Annotated in this window: 14 protein-coding genes; 5 read left to right on the top strand and 9 right to left on the bottom strand. The window is 72.4% G+C overall.

Annotation, left to right across the window (positions count from 1 at the left end; all coding sequences use genetic code 11):
- Positions 1-79: 79 nt before the first annotated feature.
- Entirely contained in the window at positions 80-2,671 is a 2,592-nt protein-coding gene (gene clpB / locus BLS70_RS14090; RefSeq protein ID WP_091769084.1) for an ATP-dependent chaperone ClpB, read from the bottom strand.
- Positions 2,672-2,871: 200 nt separating this feature from the next.
- On the opposite strand from clpB, the gene BLS70_RS14085 reads away from it, so the two are divergent.
- Positions 2,872-3,327: a MarR family winged helix-turn-helix transcriptional regulator gene (locus BLS70_RS14085; protein WP_091769081.1), complete on the top strand. Its 456-nt coding sequence runs from the start codon at positions 2,872-2,874 to the stop codon at positions 3,325-3,327.
- A gap of 85 nt (positions 3,328-3,412) precedes the next feature.
- A complete protein-coding gene (locus tag BLS70_RS14080) occupies positions 3,413-3,850 on the top strand; it encodes an OsmC family protein (protein WP_091769078.1) in 438 nt (145 codons plus the stop codon).
- Between the two features lie 120 nt (positions 3,851-3,970).
- Here BLS70_RS14080 and BLS70_RS14075 read toward each other — a convergent pair whose 3' ends face one another.
- The 7 genes from BLS70_RS14075 to dnaK form a co-directional block, all read right to left on the bottom strand.
- Complete coding sequence (locus BLS70_RS14075) at positions 3,971-5,557, bottom strand: MDR family MFS transporter (RefSeq protein ID WP_255362472.1); 1,587 nt, start codon at positions 5,555-5,557, stop codon at positions 3,971-3,973.
- Between the two features lie 62 nt (positions 5,558-5,619).
- Positions 5,620-6,111: a MarR family winged helix-turn-helix transcriptional regulator gene (locus BLS70_RS14070; RefSeq protein WP_091769074.1), complete on the bottom strand. Its 492-nt coding sequence runs from the start codon at positions 6,109-6,111 to the stop codon at positions 5,620-5,622.
- 103 nt (positions 6,112-6,214) lie between these two features.
- Positions 6,215-6,685 carry a MarR family winged helix-turn-helix transcriptional regulator gene (locus BLS70_RS14065; RefSeq protein ID WP_091769365.1) on the bottom strand — a complete coding sequence of 157 codons (471 nt, stop codon included), beginning with the start codon at positions 6,683-6,685 and terminating at the stop codon, positions 6,215-6,217.
- On the bottom strand, positions 6,682-7,131 hold the full coding sequence (locus BLS70_RS14060) for a heat shock protein transcriptional repressor HspR (protein ID WP_091769071.1): 450 nt from the start codon (positions 7,129-7,131) through the stop codon (positions 6,682-6,684). Before BLS70_RS14060 ends, BLS70_RS14065 begins: the two co-directional genes overlap by 4 nt.
- On the bottom strand, positions 7,128-8,351 hold the full coding sequence (gene dnaJ / locus BLS70_RS14055) for a molecular chaperone DnaJ (RefSeq protein WP_091769069.1): 1,224 nt from the start codon (positions 8,349-8,351) through the stop codon (positions 7,128-7,130). Before dnaJ ends, BLS70_RS14060 begins: the two co-directional genes overlap by 4 nt.
- Before the next feature lie 22 nt (positions 8,352-8,373).
- A complete protein-coding gene (gene grpE / locus BLS70_RS14050) occupies positions 8,374-9,060 on the bottom strand; it encodes a nucleotide exchange factor GrpE (RefSeq protein ID WP_091769066.1) in 687 nt (228 codons plus the stop codon).
- On the bottom strand, positions 9,057-10,919 hold the full coding sequence (gene dnaK / locus BLS70_RS14045) for a molecular chaperone DnaK (RefSeq protein WP_091769063.1): 1,863 nt from the start codon (positions 10,917-10,919) through the stop codon (positions 9,057-9,059). The genes grpE and dnaK overlap by 4 nt, the downstream gene beginning before the upstream one ends.
- A 272-nt stretch (positions 10,920-11,191) precedes the next feature.
- On the opposite strand from dnaK, the gene BLS70_RS14040 reads away from it, so the two are divergent.
- The 3 genes from BLS70_RS14040 (at position 11,192) to BLS70_RS14030 (ending at position 16,268) form a co-directional block, all read left to right on the top strand.
- The gene (locus tag BLS70_RS14040; RefSeq protein ID WP_091769060.1) at positions 11,192-12,190 is read left to right on the top strand and encodes a type IV toxin-antitoxin system AbiEi family antitoxin domain-containing protein; all 999 of its coding nucleotides are present in this window, start codon (positions 11,192-11,194) and stop codon (positions 12,188-12,190) included.
- 320 nt (positions 12,191-12,510) lie between these two features.
- Entirely contained in the window at positions 12,511-14,808 is a 2,298-nt protein-coding gene (locus tag BLS70_RS14035) for a (Fe-S)-binding protein (RefSeq protein WP_091769057.1), read from the top strand.
- A 110-nt stretch (positions 14,809-14,918) separates the two neighbouring features.
- A complete protein-coding gene (locus tag BLS70_RS14030) occupies positions 14,919-16,268 on the top strand; it encodes an MFS transporter (RefSeq protein ID WP_091769054.1) in 1,350 nt (449 codons plus the stop codon).
- Here BLS70_RS14030 and dcd read toward each other — a convergent pair.
- Entirely contained in the window at positions 16,237-16,824 is a 588-nt protein-coding gene (dcd, locus tag BLS70_RS14025; protein WP_091769051.1) for a dCTP deaminase, read from the bottom strand. The two genes, BLS70_RS14030 and dcd, sit on opposite strands and share 32 nt — an antisense overlap.
- Between the last annotated feature and the right edge of the window lie 110 nt (positions 16,825-16,934).

Here is a 16,934-nt window from a genome sequence, read left to right as displayed (position 1 = left end):
GTCTGCTGCCTCCCCGCCTCGGTGTGCCTCCCGATCATGGCCGACGCGTCCAGCCGGGCCCGCCCCAGCCCCGCGACGATCAGCCCCGCGTGACGCTCAGGCCGGCGTCGCCCTCGGTGACGTCGGCCGGCCAGTCGACGACGACCTCGTCGCCGTCCCGGATCTCGCCGGACAGGAGGGCCCGGGCGAGCTGGTCGCCGATGGCCGACTGCACCAGCCGGCGCAGCGGGCGGGCGCCGTAGACGGGGTCGAACCCGTTGAGCGCCAGCCACTCCTTCGCCGCGTCGGTGACCCGCAGGGTGAGCCGCCGTCCCGCCAGCCGCCGGGCCAGCACGCCGACCTGGATGTCGACGATGCCGGCGAGCTCCTCGGTGCCCAGCGCCCGGAAGATCACGACGTCGTCGAGCCGGTTGAGGAACTCCGGCTTGAAGTGCGCGCGGACGACCTCCTGCACCGCCGTGCGGCGGCTGTCCTCGGGCACCGACTGGTCGGCGATGATCTGCGAGCCCAGGTTCGACGTCAGGATCAGCAGCGTGTTCCGGAAGTCGACCGTGCGGCCCTGCCCGTCGGTGAGCCGGCCGTCGTCGAGCACCTGCAGGAGCACGTCGAAGACGTCGGGGTGCGCCTTCTCGACCTCGTCGAGCAGCACCACCGTGTACGGGCGGCGCCGCACCGCCTCGGTGAGCTGGCCGCCGGCCTCGTAGCCGACGTAGCCGGGGGGCGCCCCGACCAGCCGGGCCACCGAGTGCTTCTCGGAGTACTCGCTCATGTCGACGCGGACCATCGCCCGCTCGTCGTCGAACAGGAACTCCGCCAGCGCCTTGGCCAGCTCGGTCTTGCCGACGCCGGTGGGCCCGAGGAACAGCCAGGAGCCGGTGGGACGGTCGGGGTCGGCGACGCCGGAGCGCGCCCGGCGGACGGCGTCGGCGACGGCGCGGACGGCGTCGGGCTGGCCGACGACCCGCTTGGCCAGCTCGTCCTCCATGCGCAGGAGCTTCTGGGTCTCGCCCTCGAGCAGCCGGCCGGCGGGGATGCCGGTCCAGGCCTGGACGACCTCCGCGATGTCGTCGGGGCCGACCTCCTCCTTGAGCATGGAGTCGCCGGTCTCGACCGACGTCTCGGCCTCGGCGAGGGACTTCTCCAGCTGCGGGAGCCGGCCGTAGCGCAGCTCCGCGACGTGGGCGAGGTCGCCGTCCCGCTCGGCGCGCTCGGCCTCCAGGCGCAGGCGCTCCAGCTCCTCCTTGATGGCCTGGATGCGGCCGATCGCGCTCTTGTCCTGCTGCCAGCGGGCGGTCAGCTCGGCCAGCTCCTGGCGCCGGTCGGCCAGGTCGGCCCGCAGCGCCGCCAGCCGCTCGAGCGAGGACGGGTCGTCCTCCTTGGACAGCGCCATCTCCTCGATCTCGAGCCGGCGCACCGCCCGCTCGACCTCGTCGACCTCGACGGGCCGGCTGTCGATCTCCATGCGCAGCCGGCTGGCCGCCTCGTCGACCAGGTCGATCGCCTTGTCCGGCAGGAAGCGGGCCGTGACGTACCGGTCCGACAAGGTGGCGGCGGCGACGATCGCGGTGTCGGTGATGCGGACGCCGTGGTGCACCTCGTAGCGCTCCTTGAGCCCGCGGAGGATGCCGATGGTGTCCTCGACGCTGGGCTCGCCCACGAGCACCTGCTGGAAGCGGCGCTCGAGGGCGGGGTCCTTCTCGATGTGCTCCCGGTACTCGTCCAGGGTCGTGGCACCGACCATGCGGAGCTCCCCGCGGGCGAGCATCGGCTTGATCATGTTGCCGGCGTCCATGGCGGACTCACCGGTCGCGCCGGCACCCACGATGGTGTGCAGCTCGTCGATGAAGGTGACCACCTGGCCCTCGGCGTCGGAGATCTCCTGGAGGACGGCCTTGAGCCGCTCCTCGAACTCGCCGCGGTACTTGGCGCCGGCCACCATCGCGCCCAGGTCCAGCGACATGAGCCGCTTGCCCTTGAGGCTCTCGGGCACGTCGCCGGCGACCATGCGCTGGGCCAGGCCCTCGACGATCGCCGTCTTGCCGACGCCGGGCTCGCCGATGAGGACCGGGTTGTTCTTGGTGCGCCGCGAGAGCACCTGCACCACGCGGCGGATCTCGGTGTCCCGGCCGATGACCGGGTCGATCTTGCCCTCGCGGGCGCGCTCGGTGAGGTCGACGGCGTACTTCTCCAGGGCCTGGAAGGTGCCCTCGGGATCGGGCGTGGTGACCTTGCGGGTGCCGCGGACCGTGCGGAAGGCCGCCAGCAGGGCGTCGCGCGTGGCCCCGGCCCCGCTCAGCACCGAGCCTGCCTCGCCGCCGGCGCCGGCCAGCCCCACCAGCAGGTGCTCGGTGGAGATGTACTCGTCGCCCAGGGCGCTGGCCTGCGCCCCGGCGTCGTTCATCACGCGGAGGAACTCGCGCGTCGGCGAGGGCGCGGGCACGGTCGCCCCGCTGACGCTGGGCAGCCGGCGCACGGCGGCCTCGGCCTTCGCGCGGACGTCGGCCGCATCGGCGCCGACGGCCTTCAGCAGCGGGGCGGCGATGCCGTCGTCCTGCTCCAGCAGTGCCGCCAGCAGGTGCAGCGGCTCCAGGGCGGCCTGGCCACGGGCGACCGCGAGCCGCTGGGCGGCGGCGATGGCCTCCTGCGAACGGGTGGTCAGCTTGCTCTCCATGGGCGCGGACCGGGTCCTTCCGTCTGTCGTGCCTGGTGCCGCCTCGTGGGCGGCTGCATGATCGCTGTGAAGAACGACCGAGGAGTTGAGTCTGTTCCACTCAACCCTGGCGAGTCCACCCGCCGCACCGGGAGCCGGCTCACGCCACGTCCGGGTGCTCGGCCGCTGGCTTCTACGCTCACGCGCCCTAGACTCGGGTCATGACCGCCCTGCCGGCGCCGAGCGTGGCGCTCGACGACCAGCTCTGCTTCGCGCTGTACGCGGCCTCACGGGCCGTGACCGCGCGCTACCGGCCCATGCTCGAGGCCATCGGTCTCACCTATCCGCAGTACCTGGTCATGATGCTGCTCTGGGAAGAGGACCACCAGACCGTGGGGCAGCTGGGTTCCCGCCTGGCGCTGGACAGCGGCACGCTGTCCCCGCTGCTCAAGCGACTCACCGCCGCCGGTCTGGTCACCCGGCACCGCCGCGTCGAGGACGAGCGCTCCGTGGCGATCGCGCTGACCGACGAGGGTCGCGCGCTGCAGGACAAGGCCGTCGGCATCTCGCAGGAGATGATCGGGGCCATCGGGTTCGACACCCAGGAGTTCGCCGAGCTCAAGGGCCGACTGCAGCAGCTGATCGAGCGGGTGAACAGCGGAGAAGCCGTCTGCTGAGTGCGTTGACCTCGCACGTCAGCGGGTAGGGGCTGCGTCGACGCGCCGTCCAGGAGCGGGCGGCGCCCGGCACGGAAGAAGTGACATGCCCACTCGCACCGCACGCACCGCCTGGAACGGCTCCCTGCAGGAGGGGTCCGGTCAGGTCGAGCTCTCCAGCTCCAAGGTCGGCACCTACGAGGTCTCGTTCCCGAAGCGGGCCGCCGACGAGGCCGGGGGCACCACCAGCCCCGAGGAGCTCATCGCGGCCGCCCACTCCTCCTGCTTCGCCATGGCGCTGTCCAACGAGATCGGCAAGGCCGGCGGGACGCCGACCGCGCTGGAGGTCACCGCGGACGTCACGCTCGGCCAGAAGGACGGCGCCTCGGCGATCACCGGCATCAAGCTGACCGTCCGCGGTGAGGTCGAGGGCCTGGACGCCGACGCCTTCCAGACCGCGGCCCAGGCGGCGAAGGTCGGCTGCCCGGTCAGCAAGGCGCTCGCCGGCACCGAGATCACCCTGGACGCCTCGCTGGAGAGCTAGACCCGGCACGACGACGAAGGCCCGGTCCCGCGAGGGGACCGGGCCTTCGTGCTGTCGGCATGCGGCCCCGTTGCAGGCCCCGGCGCGAGCCTGCGAGCGGTGGGGGGCAACGGGGTCCTTCTACTGCTCGCCGGCCTCGCGCTGCAGGCGCTCCTCGCCGCTCTCCGTGCCGAGCGCGATCTCGCGGATCAGCAGGATGGTCACCACCGCGATCACCGCGACCACGGCCGAGACGAGGAAGATCCGCCCGGTGGCGTCGCCGTAGGCCAGCCGGATGAGCTCCTGGACGGGACCCGGCGCATCCGCCAGGTCGGCCAGTCCGACGTCCCCCGAGCCGGCGGCCTCGGCCGCGCCGGGGATGCCCTCGAGCCGCTCGGCGATGATCCCGCCGACCCGACCAGACAGCACCGCACCCAGCACCGACACACCGACCGTGCCGCCCAGGCTGCGGAAGAAGGCCACCGCGGAACTGGCCGCGCCCAGGTCCTTGGCCGCCACGGTGTTCTGCACGGCGAGCACGAGGTTCTGCATGGTGGCCCCGATGCCGACGCCCAGCACGAACAGGAAGCCGCACAGCGCCACGATGTTCGTCTCGTGGTCGATGGTGGACAGCAGGGCGAACCCGACGACCACCAGCAGCGAGCCGCCGACGAGGAAACGCTTCCACCGCCCGGTCCGGGTGATCAGCAGGCCCGAACCGGTCGAGGAGAGCAGCAGCCCGGCCACCATGGGGACGGTGAGCAGACCGGCCGCCGTCGGCGAGTAGCCGCGCGAGATCTGCAGGTACTGGCCGAGGAAGACCGTCGACCCGAACATCGCCACACCGATCGCGGTGCTGGCGGCGATGGCCAGCGTCGTCGTCCGGTCGAGGAAGAGCCGCAGCGGGACGATCGGCTCCTTGGCGCGCAGCTCCGTGACGATGAACGCCGCGATCGCCAGCCCGCCGCCGGTGACGTAGAACGCCGTCTCGGTGGAGGCCCAGTCGAAGCTGTTGCCGGCCAGGGTGACCCAGATGAGCAGCGTGGAAACTCCGGCGGTGAGGAACGCCGCCCCCATGTAGTCGATGTGCACCTCGCGCTTGGTCACCGGCAGGTGCAGGGTGCGCTGCAGCAGCACCAGGGCGGCCGCGGCGAAGGGGACGACGACGTAGAAGCACCAGCGCCAGCCGAGCCAGCTGGTGTCGACCAGCAGCCCGCCGATCAGCGGGCCGCCGACGGTGGACACCGCCATGACGCTGCCGAGCAGGCCGGAGTACCGGCCGCGCTCGCGCGGGCTGATCATCGCCGCCATCGCGATCTGCACGAGGGCCTGCAGCCCGCCGAGACCCAGTCCCTGCAGGACACGCCAGGCGATGAGCGTCTCCACCGACTGGGACAGCCCGGCCAGCATCGAGCCGACGATGAAGATCACGATGGCGAGCTGGAGCAGCAGCTTCTTGCTGAACAGGTCCGAGAGCTTGCCCCAGATCGGGGTGGACGCGGTCGACGCCAGCAGGGTGGCGGTGACGATCCAGGTGTACTGGCTCTGCGAGCCCCGCAGGTCGGTGATGATCGTGGGCAGGGCGTTGGAGACGATCGTCCCCGACAGGAACGCCACGAACATCGCCAGCATCATCCCGGACAGCGCCGAGAGGATCTGCCGGTGCGTCATGCGCCCCTGCTGCTCGACGGGGGCCTCGACGGCCGGCCGATCGACGGTGCTGGTCATGCTTCTCCTGGACTGCTGCGGGGGGCGTTCGTGCGTGGTGGCCGGAACGGCGCGGACCCGGCTCATCGGCGGGCCTCCTGCGGTTCCGGGCGGGCCGAGCGGGGCGCCGGGACGGCCACCTCGATGTCGGCCCGGAGGCGGTCGAGCAGGTCGGTCAGCCGGCGGGCGTCGTGCTCGCTCCAGCCGGAGAGGGCGGCGAGCGCCCAGTCGGCGCGCATGGCGCGCGTCGCGGCGAGGGCCTCGGTGCCCTGCCGTGTGAGCCGGAACAGGGTGGCCCGGCCGTCGCGGGGGTCGGGGCGGCGCTCCACGTAGCCCGAGCGCTCGAGGACGGCGAGCTGCCGGCTGGCCACGGAGACGTCGACGCCGGCGCGTGCGGCGAGCGTGCTGCACCGCTGGTCGCCGTCCTGCTCGAGGGGCAGGAGCAGCGTCCAGCCGAAGGACGGCAGCTCACCGTAGAGCTGGGTGGCCGCGCGCGTGCTGACGTGGCGGCCGGTCCGGATGAGCTGGGCGATGCTGGCGGTCAGCCGGTCCCGCGTGCCGGGACTGATGGACATGGGACGAGATCCTGACGGTCGGAAAGCGTGCAGAGTGCAACCATAAGCCTCTTGGTTGTTGTCTGCAACGAACGACGCGTCGGCGTTCTTCCCGCCCTGTCGTCTACTCCTCGCCGGCCTCGCGGGCCCGCGCTTCGCCGATCCGGTTGAGCCGGTGCAGCAGCTCGGCCAGCGTGGCGACGTCCTGGGCGGGCCAGTCCCCGAGATCGGCCTCCCAGCGCTCGCGGCGGGCGTCGCGGATCTGTGCGAGCCGGGCGGCTCCCTCGGCCGACGGCGTCAGCACCTGGGCCCGCCGGTCATCGGGGTCCGCGCTGCGGTCGACCAGGCCGAGGCCCACCAGGCTGGCCACCTGGCGGCTCACCGTGCTCTTGTCCAGGCCGAGGCGTGCGACGAGGTCGCTGGCGCGCAGCGGGCCGGCGTCCTGCAGCAGGGCGAGCAGGCCGAAGGCGGCGCCATCGAGGTCCGGGTGCAGCTGAGTGGCCAGCCGGGAGGAGATCGCCCTGGCGCGCCGCAGCAGCAGGCCGATCTCGCGTTCGAGCTCGACGAAGGCGGCGTGCGGGTCGAGCTCGCTCACCGACCGCTCCGGGGGCGCCACACGACCAGGGCGTTCCCCGGCCGGCGCTGGGGCACGAGGTCGGCCCGGTAGCCCACCGGGACCGCCGCCTCGGCGGCCATCCGGCGGTGCTCGCTGTGCTCGAGCTCGGCCAGCAGCTCGTGCACCCGCGCCTGCAGCGCCTCCACCTGCGACTCGAGCTCGATGATCCGCTTGATCCCGGCGAGGTTGACGCCGTCCTCCTGGGACAGCCGCTGGACCTCGCGGAGCAGCGCCACGTCGCGTGGGCTGTAGCGGCGGCCGCCGCCGGGCGTGCGCCCGGGGCTGACCAGGCCGAGCCGGTCGTACTGGCGCAGCGTCTGCGCATGCATGCCGGCCAGCTCGGCCGCCACGGAGATCACGAAGACCGGCGCGTCCTCGGCGACCGACCGCGCGGCGCCCCCGGTCGGGTCGACCGGGCCGCTCATCGCTCGCCTCCCGCCTGGAGGGCCGCGGTGATCTGCGGACGCGGGTCCTCGTCCATCTCCTCGGCCAGCTGCTCGATGAGCTTGCGCTCGGCCGGCGTCAGGCGGACCGGCACCGCGACGTCGAGGGTCACCAGCAGGTCGCCGGTGCGCCCCTTCGCCGGGACGCCGCGCCCGCGCACGCGCAGGGTGCGGCCGCTCGCGGTGCCGGCGGGGACCTTGAGCGACACCGTGCCGTCGAGGGTGGGCACGGTCAGCGTCGTCCCCAGGGCCGCCTCGGCGAAGCTGATGGGCACGGTGAGCGTCAGGTCGTCGTCCTTGCGCCCGAACAGCGCGTGCTCGGAGACGTGGACGACGACGAAGAGGTCGCCGGCCGGGCCACCGCGCCGTCCCGGGGCGCCCTTGCCGGCCAGCCGGATGCGCTGACCGTCCCGGACGCCGGCCGGGATGCGGACGGTGATCGTGCGGGTCTGGCTGGTGATGCCGCTGCCCGAGCAGGTCGGGCAGGGGTCGTCGACGACCGAGCCGGTGCCGCGGCAGTTGCGGCAGGGCTCGGAGAACGCGAACGCCCCCTGGCTGCGGCTGGTGACTCCGGCGCCCGAGCACACCGGGCAGGTGTGCGGGCTGGTGCCCGGCTTCGCGCCGCTGCCCGCGCACGTCGGGCAGCTGCCCGGGCTCTGCATGCGCAGCGGCACGGTCACCCCGAGGACGGCCTCCTCGAAGGAGAGGGTCGCCTCGGTCTCGACGTCCTGACCGCGGGCCGGGCCCGAGGCCGCCTGGCTGCGGGCCCGCGCGCCTCCCCCTGCGCCGCCGAAGAGGCCGCCGAGCAGGTCACCGAGCCCACCGGGGCCACTGGCGCCCCGGGCACCGGCGCCGGCGCCGCCCGCGGCGCCGGCGTTGAACAGGTCGCCGAAGTCGAAGGTCTGACCGCCGCCGGGGAAGCCGCCCCCGCCGGGGAAGCCGGCGCGAGCGCCGGCCCCGCCGGCCCCGAACAGCCGCCGGGCCTCGTCGTACTCACCGCGCCGCTTGGGGTCGGACAGCACGTCGTAGGCCTCGGAGACCTCCTTGAACCGGGACTCCGCCTCGGCGTTGCCGGGGTTCTTGTCCGGGTGCAGCTCCTGGGCGAGCTTGCGGTACGCCTTCTTGATCTCGGCGGCGTCGGCGCCCTGGGGGACGCCCAGCGCGCCGTAGTAGTCCTTTTCGATGAAGTCACGGGTGCTCATCGGGTGTCCCCCTCCCTGCGGGTCAGTCGGACGCCGCGGCGCCCGGGTCGGCCGGCACGGCGCCGTCGCCGGCGGGTGCCGGGTTCTCCGGCTCGGTCACCGCGACCATCGCCGTCCGCAGCACCCGGTCGCCGCGGCGGAAGCCCTGCCGCAGCACCGTCGTCGCGGTCGGCACGGTCACGTCGGCGGACGTGTCGTGCATGACCGCCTCGTGCAGCGACGGGTCGAAGGCGTCACCGGCCGCGCCGAACGCCTCCACACCCAGGCCGTCGAGCAGGCCCAGGATGCGGTCGGCCACCAGCTTGAACGCGCCGGTCAGGTCGCCGTGGTCCCGCGCCCGCTCGATGTCGTCGACGATCGGGAACAGGCCGGTGGCGAACCGCTCGGCCGCCTGGTCGACGACGAGGGTCCGGTCCCGGTCCACCCGGCGCCGGTAGTTGGCGTACTCCGCGGTGACCCGCTGCAGGTCCTCGGTCCGCTCGGCCAGCTGCGCGGACAGGTCGTCCCCGCCCCCATCGGCCGACGGCGCCTGCTGCGGCTGGTCGTCCACGGGCATCTCGTGCTCGCTCATCTGCTCCCCTGCGACGGTCGGGCCGGGCGGGGCACCGGCCGGCTGCTCGCCGGCCGGTGCCCGCACCTCACCACTGATCGGGTCGATGCGCCGCTTGTCGCGGATGACGACCCGCGGCTGCTCCTCCCCGCTTGTCATCGGCGGTCGTTGTCCTCGTCGACGATCTCGGCGTCGACGACGTCGTCGTCAGCCGTCGTGGACCCACCGGGCGCTGCGCCCTCGGCACCCGGCGCGCCCTCAGCGCCGGCCGCCTCGCCCGCCTGGGCGTAGAGCGCGCCGCCGACCTCCTGGGAGACCCGGGCGACCTTCTCCTGGGCGGTCTTGATCGCCTCGATGTCCGAGCCGCCCAGCGCGCTGCGCAGGTCGGTCAGCGCCTCACCGAGCTCGTCCTTCTTCTCGGCCGGGATCTTGTCGCCGTTCTCGGCCAGGAACTTCTCGGTCTGGTACTGCAGCGACTCGGCCAGGTTGCGGGTCTCGGCCTCGTCCCGGCGCTTCTTGTCCTCCTCGGCGTGGGCCTCGGCGTCCTTCATCATCCGCTCGATGTCGTCCTTGGGGAGCGCCGAGCCGCCGGTGATCGTCATCGACTGCTCCTTGCCCGTGCCCAGGTCCTTCGCGGTGACGTGCACGATGCCGTTGGCGTCGATGTCGAAGGCGACCTCGATCTGCGGGACGCCGCGGGGCGCCGGGGGCAGACCGGTGAGCTCGAACATGCCGAGCTTCTTGTTGTACATCGCCATCTCGCGCTCGCCCTGGAACACCTGGATCTGCACGGAGGGCTGGTTGTCGTCGGCCGTCGTGAAGATCTCGGAGCGCTTGGTCGGGATCGTGGTGTTGCGCTCGATGAGCTTGGTCATGATCCCGCCCTTGGTCTCGATGCCCAGGGACAGCGGGGTGACGTCGAGGAGCAGGACGTCCTTGACCTCGCCACGGAGGACACCGGCCTGGAGCGCGGCACCGATGGCCACGACCTCGTCGGGGTTGACGCCCTTGTTGGGCTCCTTGCCGCCGGTGAGCTCCTTGACCAGGTCGCTGACGGCGGGCATGCGGGTGGAACCACCCACGAGGACGACGTGGTCGATCTGGCCCACGGAGATGCCGGCGTCCCGGACGACCTGGTTGAACGGTGCGCGGCACCGGTCGAGCAGGTCCTGGGTCATCCGCTGGAACTCGGCGCGGGTGATCGTGACGTCGAGGTGCAGGGGGCCCTCGGCGCCGGCGGTGATGTAGGGCAGGTTGATGTTGGTCGACTGTGCGCCCGACAGCTCGATCTTGGCCTTCTCGGCGGCCTCGCGGAGGCGCTGCATGGCCAGCTTGTCCTTGGACAGGTCGATGCCGTTGGAGGCGTTGAAGGTCTTGACCAGGTGGTCCATGACCTTCTGGTCCCAGTCGTCACCACCGAGGTGGTTGTCACCGGCGGTGGCCTTCACCTCGATGACGCCGTCCCCGATCTCGAGCAGGGAGACGTCGAAGGTGCCGCCACCGAGGTCGAAGACGAGGATCGTCTGCTCGGTCTCGCCCTTGTCCAGGCCGTAGGCCAGCGCGGCCGCGGTCGGCTCGTTGACGATGCGCAGGACGTTGAGGCCCGCGATCTCACCGGCCTCCTTGGTGGCCTGGCGCTGCGCGTCCTCGAAGTAGGCGGGGACGGTGATGACGGCGTCGGTGACCGGCTCGCCCAGGTAGGTCTCGGCGTCCCGCTTCAGCTTCTGCAGCGTGCGGGCGCTGATCTCCTGCGCGGTGTACTTCTTGCCGTCGATCTCGTCCGTCGTCCACGTGGTGCCCATGTGGCGCTTGACCGAGCGGATGGTGCGGTCGACGTTGGTGACGGCCTGGTTCTTGGCCGACTGGCCGACGAGGACCTCGCCGTTCTTGGCGAAGGCGACGACCGACGGGGTGGTGCGCGAACCCTCGGAGTTGGCGATGACCGTGGGCTCACCGCCCTCGAGGACGGTGACGACGGAGTTCGTGGTGCCGAGGTCGATACCGACAGCTCGTGCCATGGGGATGGCCTCTCTTCCGTGTGCTGGGGTGGTTCTGGTCCGTGTGGGGAGTCGAGCCCGACCGCCTTGCGCGAGGTCCGCTCAACTTTCCTGCCCACCATAACGGCAGGGTCCGGGAACGTGTTCCCGGGGCGGCGCGGCCTTCGCCCGGAAGCCGCCGCGCAGTCGTGGGGCCGCCGCACACCCCGGCTGGACCGCCGCACGGCGGCTCTCGCGACCGGCTGTCCACAGCGCGGCACCGCGATCGGAGCTCTGTGACCGAGACTCGCGCGGTGCATCCCCTGCTCCGTGCGGCGGCCGAGCGTCGGCTCGGGGTCTTCACCGCAGCCGACGTCCGCCGTGCCGCGTACGACCACTCGGAGGTCCGGCAGCTGTGCGCGTCCGGCCGGTGGGTGCGCCTCCGGCGCGGCGTCTACATCGCCGCCGACGACGTGCCGGCCACGGACGACGCGCAGGCCCGGGACGAGGTGGCGTGCATGGCCGTGCTGCTGCACCTCGGCAGGCCGCACACCGCGGTCAGCCACACGACGGCGGCCCGCCTCCGGGGATGGCCGCTCCCCCGCGACACCGACCGGACCGTCCGGCTGACCGATCCCGACCGCTGGCGGCGTGGCCAGGGCTTCGTCATGTCCCGAGCACCGCTCCCTCCTGGCGACGTCGTCCGTCGGGGACCGCTGCGCGTGACGAGCACCGCCCGCACCCTCGTCGACTGCGCCCGCGAGTGGCCGCTGGAGGACGCCGTCGTGGCGATGGACGCCGCGCTGCTCGCCGAGCACACGACTCCGGAGCAGTTGCGGCATGCGACGACGGCCGCCGCCCACTGGGCCGGCGCGCGGCGAGCGGTCCGGGCCGTGGAGCTGGCGGACGGGCGGGCGGAGTCACCGCTGGAGACGCGGGGCCGGCTGCGGATCGTCGGCGCCGGCCTGCCGACGCCCGAGCTGCAGGTGGAGATCCGGGTGGGCGGCCGGCTCGTCGCGGTCGTCGACGGGTGGTTCGACGACGCCGCCGTCGCGGTGGAGTTCGACGGGCGCGTGAAGTACACGGACCCGTGGCGCGACCGCTCCGCCGGGCAGGTGCTGTGGGAGGAGAAGCGTCGCGAGGACGCGTTGCGGGCGCTGGACATCCGCGTCGTCCGCATCGTCGACCCCGACGTGGGGCCCGGCTGGGCGGCGACGGAGCAGCGCCTGCGTCACCTCACGTCGACGCCCGGCCCCGCCGAGCGGAGGTTCACCGTGCACCCGCGCATCCGAGGGCTGTGCCGCAGCGGGTGAGCCGCGAGAGCCGCCGCGCTGCTGCGGGAGCCGCCGCGCCCGGTGGCTGCAAAGCCGCACGGTGGCTCTGGCGCACGGCGGTCGGAACGCCCGGAGGGGTGGTGGCCGGATCGTGATCACCGGCCTCCGACTACGCGCGAGTAGCCTGCTGGCACGCCAGCTATCGTGCGATCCGTGCGGGCACGCCGTGCCCGCATGCGTTCCGCGCGCCGGTCCCTTGACCGGCGCTGACGACGGCGCTTGCACCGACCACAGCTTCGCCGTCGCCGATCGGCGGACGGGAGTCAACCGACGCCGGCAGGCGTGCGGGGGAGGAAAAGATGACGGGCCCGCTGCAGATCGTCCTGGGGACGATCAGCGTCCTGTTCCTGATCGTGTCGTCCGTGCTCATCTACCGGGCCGTGCGGGCCATGGTGCGGATCATCCGCACCGGCCAGCCCGACGGCACCCGGTTCGGCCCGGTGAAGACCCGACTGAAGACCCTGGCGATCGAGTCCCTGGGCCACACCCGGATGCTCAAGTGGTCGTCCATCGGGATCGCGCACTGGTTCGTCTTCGTCGGGTTCTACGGCCTGTTCCTGACGCTGGTCGAGGCCTTCGGTGAGGTGTTCAACCCCGAGTTCCACCTCCCGCTGATCGGCACGTGGCCGCTGTGGAACCTGTTCGTCGACTTCATCGGCACCGGCACGATCCTCGGGATCATCTACCTGATCATCCGGCGCCAGCGCGACCACCCGCGTCGCCAGGGCCGCAAGAGCCGCTTCGCCGGCACCAACCAGGGCCGCGGCTACTTCGTCGAGTTCGTCGTCCTCACCGTGGGCCTGTGCATCCTCGGCATCCGCGCCGCCAAGATCGCCAGCGGCCTGGACGACGCCCCGACCTGGTCCCACCCGGTCGCGAGCCTCGTGTCGAACATCTTCCCGGACAACCCGGACGTCGTATCGATCGTCGCGTTCGTCAAGATCGTCGTCAGCCTGACCTGGCTGGTCGTCATCAGCCGGATCCTGAACATGGGTGTCGCCTGGCACCGGTTCAGCGCCTTCTTCAACATCTACTTCAAGCGCAACGCCGACGGCGCCCCCGCGCTGGGCCCGCTGCTCCCGATGACCTCGGGTGGCAAGCCGATCGACTTCGAGGACCCCGACGAGGACGCGATCTTCGGCCGCGGCAAGATCGAGGACTTCACCTGGAAGGGGATGCTGGACTTCAGCACCTGCACCGAGTGCGGGCGGTGCCAGAGCCAGTGCCCGGCGTGGAACACGGGCAAGCCGCTCAGCCCCAAGATGGTGATCATGGACCTCCGCGACCACCTCTACGCGAAAGCCCCCTACCTGCTGGGTGCCCAGACCGCGTCGGACACGGCCCCGGACTACGACGTCCTCAAGCCCAGCGACGAGCAGGTCTGGGCGTCGGGCTACGCGCGCATCGAGGGGACCAACGACGCGCAGGCCCACCGCCCGCTGGTCGGCACCCTCGAGGAGGGCGGGGTCATCGACCCCGACGTCCTGTGGAGCTGCACCAACTGTGGCGCCTGCGTCGAGCAGTGCCCGGTGGACATCGAGCACGTCGACCACATCAACGACATGCGTCGGTACCAGGTCCTCATCGAGAGCAACTTCCCCTCCGAGGCCGGCGTGATGCTGACCAACCTGGAGAAGCGGGGCAACCCGTGGGGCATGGGCGGCAACGTCCGCGAGGACTGGATCAAGGAGCTCGACTTCGAGGTCCGCATGGCCGACGGCCCGCTGCCCCACGACGTCGAGTACCTGTTCTGGGTCGGCTGCGCCGGCGCCGTCGACGACCGGGCCAAGAAGGTCACCAAGGCCGTCGCGGAGCTGCTGCACACCGCGGGCGTCGAGTTCGCCGTCCTGGGCAACGGGGAGACCTGCTCCGGTGACCCGGCCCGCCGCCTCGGCAACGAGTTCGTGTTCCAGCAGCTGGCCATGGAGAACGTCGAGACCCTCAACGGCGTCTTCGAGGGCCGCGTCCCCGGCACGCGCAAGATCGTGGCCACCTGCCCGCACTGCTTCAACTCGCTGGGCAAGGAGTACCCGCAGGTCGGAGGCGAGTACGAGGTCATCCACCACACGCAGCTGCTCGGCCAGCTGATCGAGGAGGGCCGGCTCGTCCCGGTCACTCCGATCGACCGCAAGGTGACCTACCACGACCCGTGCTTCCTGGGCCGGCACAACAAGGTCTACACGCCCCCGCGCGAGATCCTCGACTCCGTCCAGGGCCTCACCACGCAGGAGATGCACCGCTGCAAGGACCGCGGCTTCTGCTGCGGCGCCGGTGGTGCCCGCATGTGGATGGAAGAGAAGATCGGCAAGCGGATCAACGTCGAGCGCACCGAGGAGGCGCTCGAGCTGGATCCCGACGTCATCTCCACCGCGTGCCCGTTCTGCATCACGATGCTCTCCGACGCCCTCACGTCGAAGAAGCAGAACGGCGAGGCCGGCGAGCACGTCGAGGTCCTCGACGTCAGCCAGATCCTGCTGCGCTCGATGCAGCCGGTGGCGGCGGGCGTGCAGGGCGCGGCCTCCGGCGCCGACGTCGGCACCAAGGCCGACGACGTCGTCGGCCTGGACTCCGCCGCGACGGAGCACGACCCGAAGTAACGCAAGCCGGTAGCCGACGACGGCGCGTGTTCCCCGCCCGGGGAGCACGCGCCGTCGTCGTTCGCGGGCCCCCGCCCGGACGCCCGCGGCGGGGGGAGGACCATTCCTGCGTGACCCGCACCGCGCCCACCAGCACCGTTCCCGGCACCGGATCCGACCGGCGCGGCCTCGTGCTCATCGGCACCGCGATCGTCCTCACGGGGCTCAACCTCCGCACCGCCGTCAACAGCGTCGGTCCCGTGCTGGAGGAGATCGAGACCGCGCTGGGCGTCTCCAGCGGCGTGGCCGGCCTCATCACCTCGCTACCCGTGCTCTGCTTCGCCGCGATCGGGTTCGCCGGCCCGCCGCTGTCGGCGCGGTTCCGCGACGCGCACGTGCTGGGCGGGGCGCTGGCCGCCATGGCCGCCGGGCTGGTGCTGCGCTCGCTGGCGGGCTCCTTCTGGCTGTTCCTCGTCGGCACCGTGCTGGCCATGGCCGGCGGCGCGCTGGGCAACGTGCTGCTGCCCAGCCTGGTCAAGCGCTACTTCCCCGACCGCACCGGCCTGATGGTCGGCGCGTACGGCACCGCGCTGAGCGCCGGCGCCGCCCTGGTGTCGGTGAGCACCCAGCCCATCGCCGACGCCGTGGGCACCGAGGACGGCTGGCGGTGGGGCCTGGGCGTGTGGTCGGCGCTGGCGCTGGTCGCCGCCCTCGCCTGGCTTCTGGTGCGGGCCACCCCAGGGGTCTCGCGGGCCTCGCACGTCGCCGTCCGCATGCGCGACCTGGTGCACAGCCGCCTCGCCGTGGCCTTGACCGTGTTCTTCGGCCTGCAGGCGATGCAGGCCTACGTCATCGTCGGCTGGTCGGCGCAGTACCTGCGCGACACCGGCCTGAGCGCCGCCACGGCCGGCCTGCTCCTCGGCGTGAACTCGATCGTGGCCATCCCCGTGAACGCCGTCGTGCCGGCCGTGACGGTGCGGCCGCGGGCGCAGTGGCCACTGCTGTCGTTCTTCATGTGCTGCTACGTGGCCGGCTGGATCGGTCTCTGGGCTGCGCCGCTGGCCGCCCCGTGGCTCTGGATGGTGCTGCTCGGCCTCGGCCTGGGCACCTTCTCGATGGTGCTCACCCTGTTCGGGCTGAGGGCCCGCACGCCGGAGACGACGGCGGCGCTCTCCACCGTCGCCCAGGGCTGGGGCTACCTGATCGCCGGCGCGGGACCCCTGCTGGTCGGCGTGCTGCGCGGGGCCACCGGCGGCTACGACGGCATGTTCGTGCTGATGCTGGCCGGCGTCGCCGGGCTGTGGACCCTGGGCTGGCTGGTCACCCGGCCGCGGTTCGTCGACGACGAGGTGGACCGTGCCGTCCCGGGCTGGTCGACGGCGGGGCGGACCACCGTCGACACCGAGGTGCTCGAGACCGCCGGCGCCGAGGCGCCGGTGAGCGCGCAGGTCAGGCCGGCCGACGGGTCTCCGCGCGGGTGAAGTTGCGGAAGGACCGGGACGGCGTCGGCCCCCGCTGGTCCTGGTACCGGGAGCCGTAGACCGCCGAGCCGTACGGGTGCTCGGCCGGGCTGGACAGCCGGAACATGCACAGCTGGCCGATCTTCATGCCCGGCCAGAGGGTGATCGGCAGGTTGGCCACGTTGGACAGCTCCAGCGTGATGTGCCCGGAGAAGCCCGGGTCGACGAAGCCCGCGGTGGAGTGGGTGAGCAGCCCCAGGCGGCCCAGCGACGACTTGCCCTCCAGCCGCGCGGCCAGGTCGTCGGGCAGGCTGATCACCTCGAGGGTCGAGCCGAGCACGAACTCACCGGGGTGCAGCACGAACGGGTCGTCCCCGTCCGGCTCCACCAGCGTCGTGAGGTCGTCCTGCTGCTCGGCCGGGTCGATGTGGGTGTACCGCGAGTTGTTGAACACGCGGAAGAACCGGTCGAGCCGGACGTCGATGCTCGAGGGCTGCACGAGGCCCGGGTCGTAGGGCTCGATGCCGAGGCGTCCCTCGGCGATCGCGGCCGTGATGTCGCGGTCGCTCAGCAGCATGGCGCGGAGTCTAGGGAACGTCCCGGGCTCCTCCTTCCGGGTGAGCCCCCGGGTGAACCTGCTCAAGCCCACCCGTGCGCCGGCCGTTGCGAGCGCGATGACGCCTGCCG

The organism is Blastococcus aurantiacus (assembly GCF_900102425.1).
In the GTDB taxonomy this organism is placed as follows: domain Bacteria; phylum Actinomycetota; class Actinomycetes; order Mycobacteriales; family Geodermatophilaceae; genus Blastococcus; species Blastococcus aurantiacus.
Note: the sequence above shows the minus strand (reverse complement) of the source record. Positions and strands in the feature narration are given on the sequence as shown.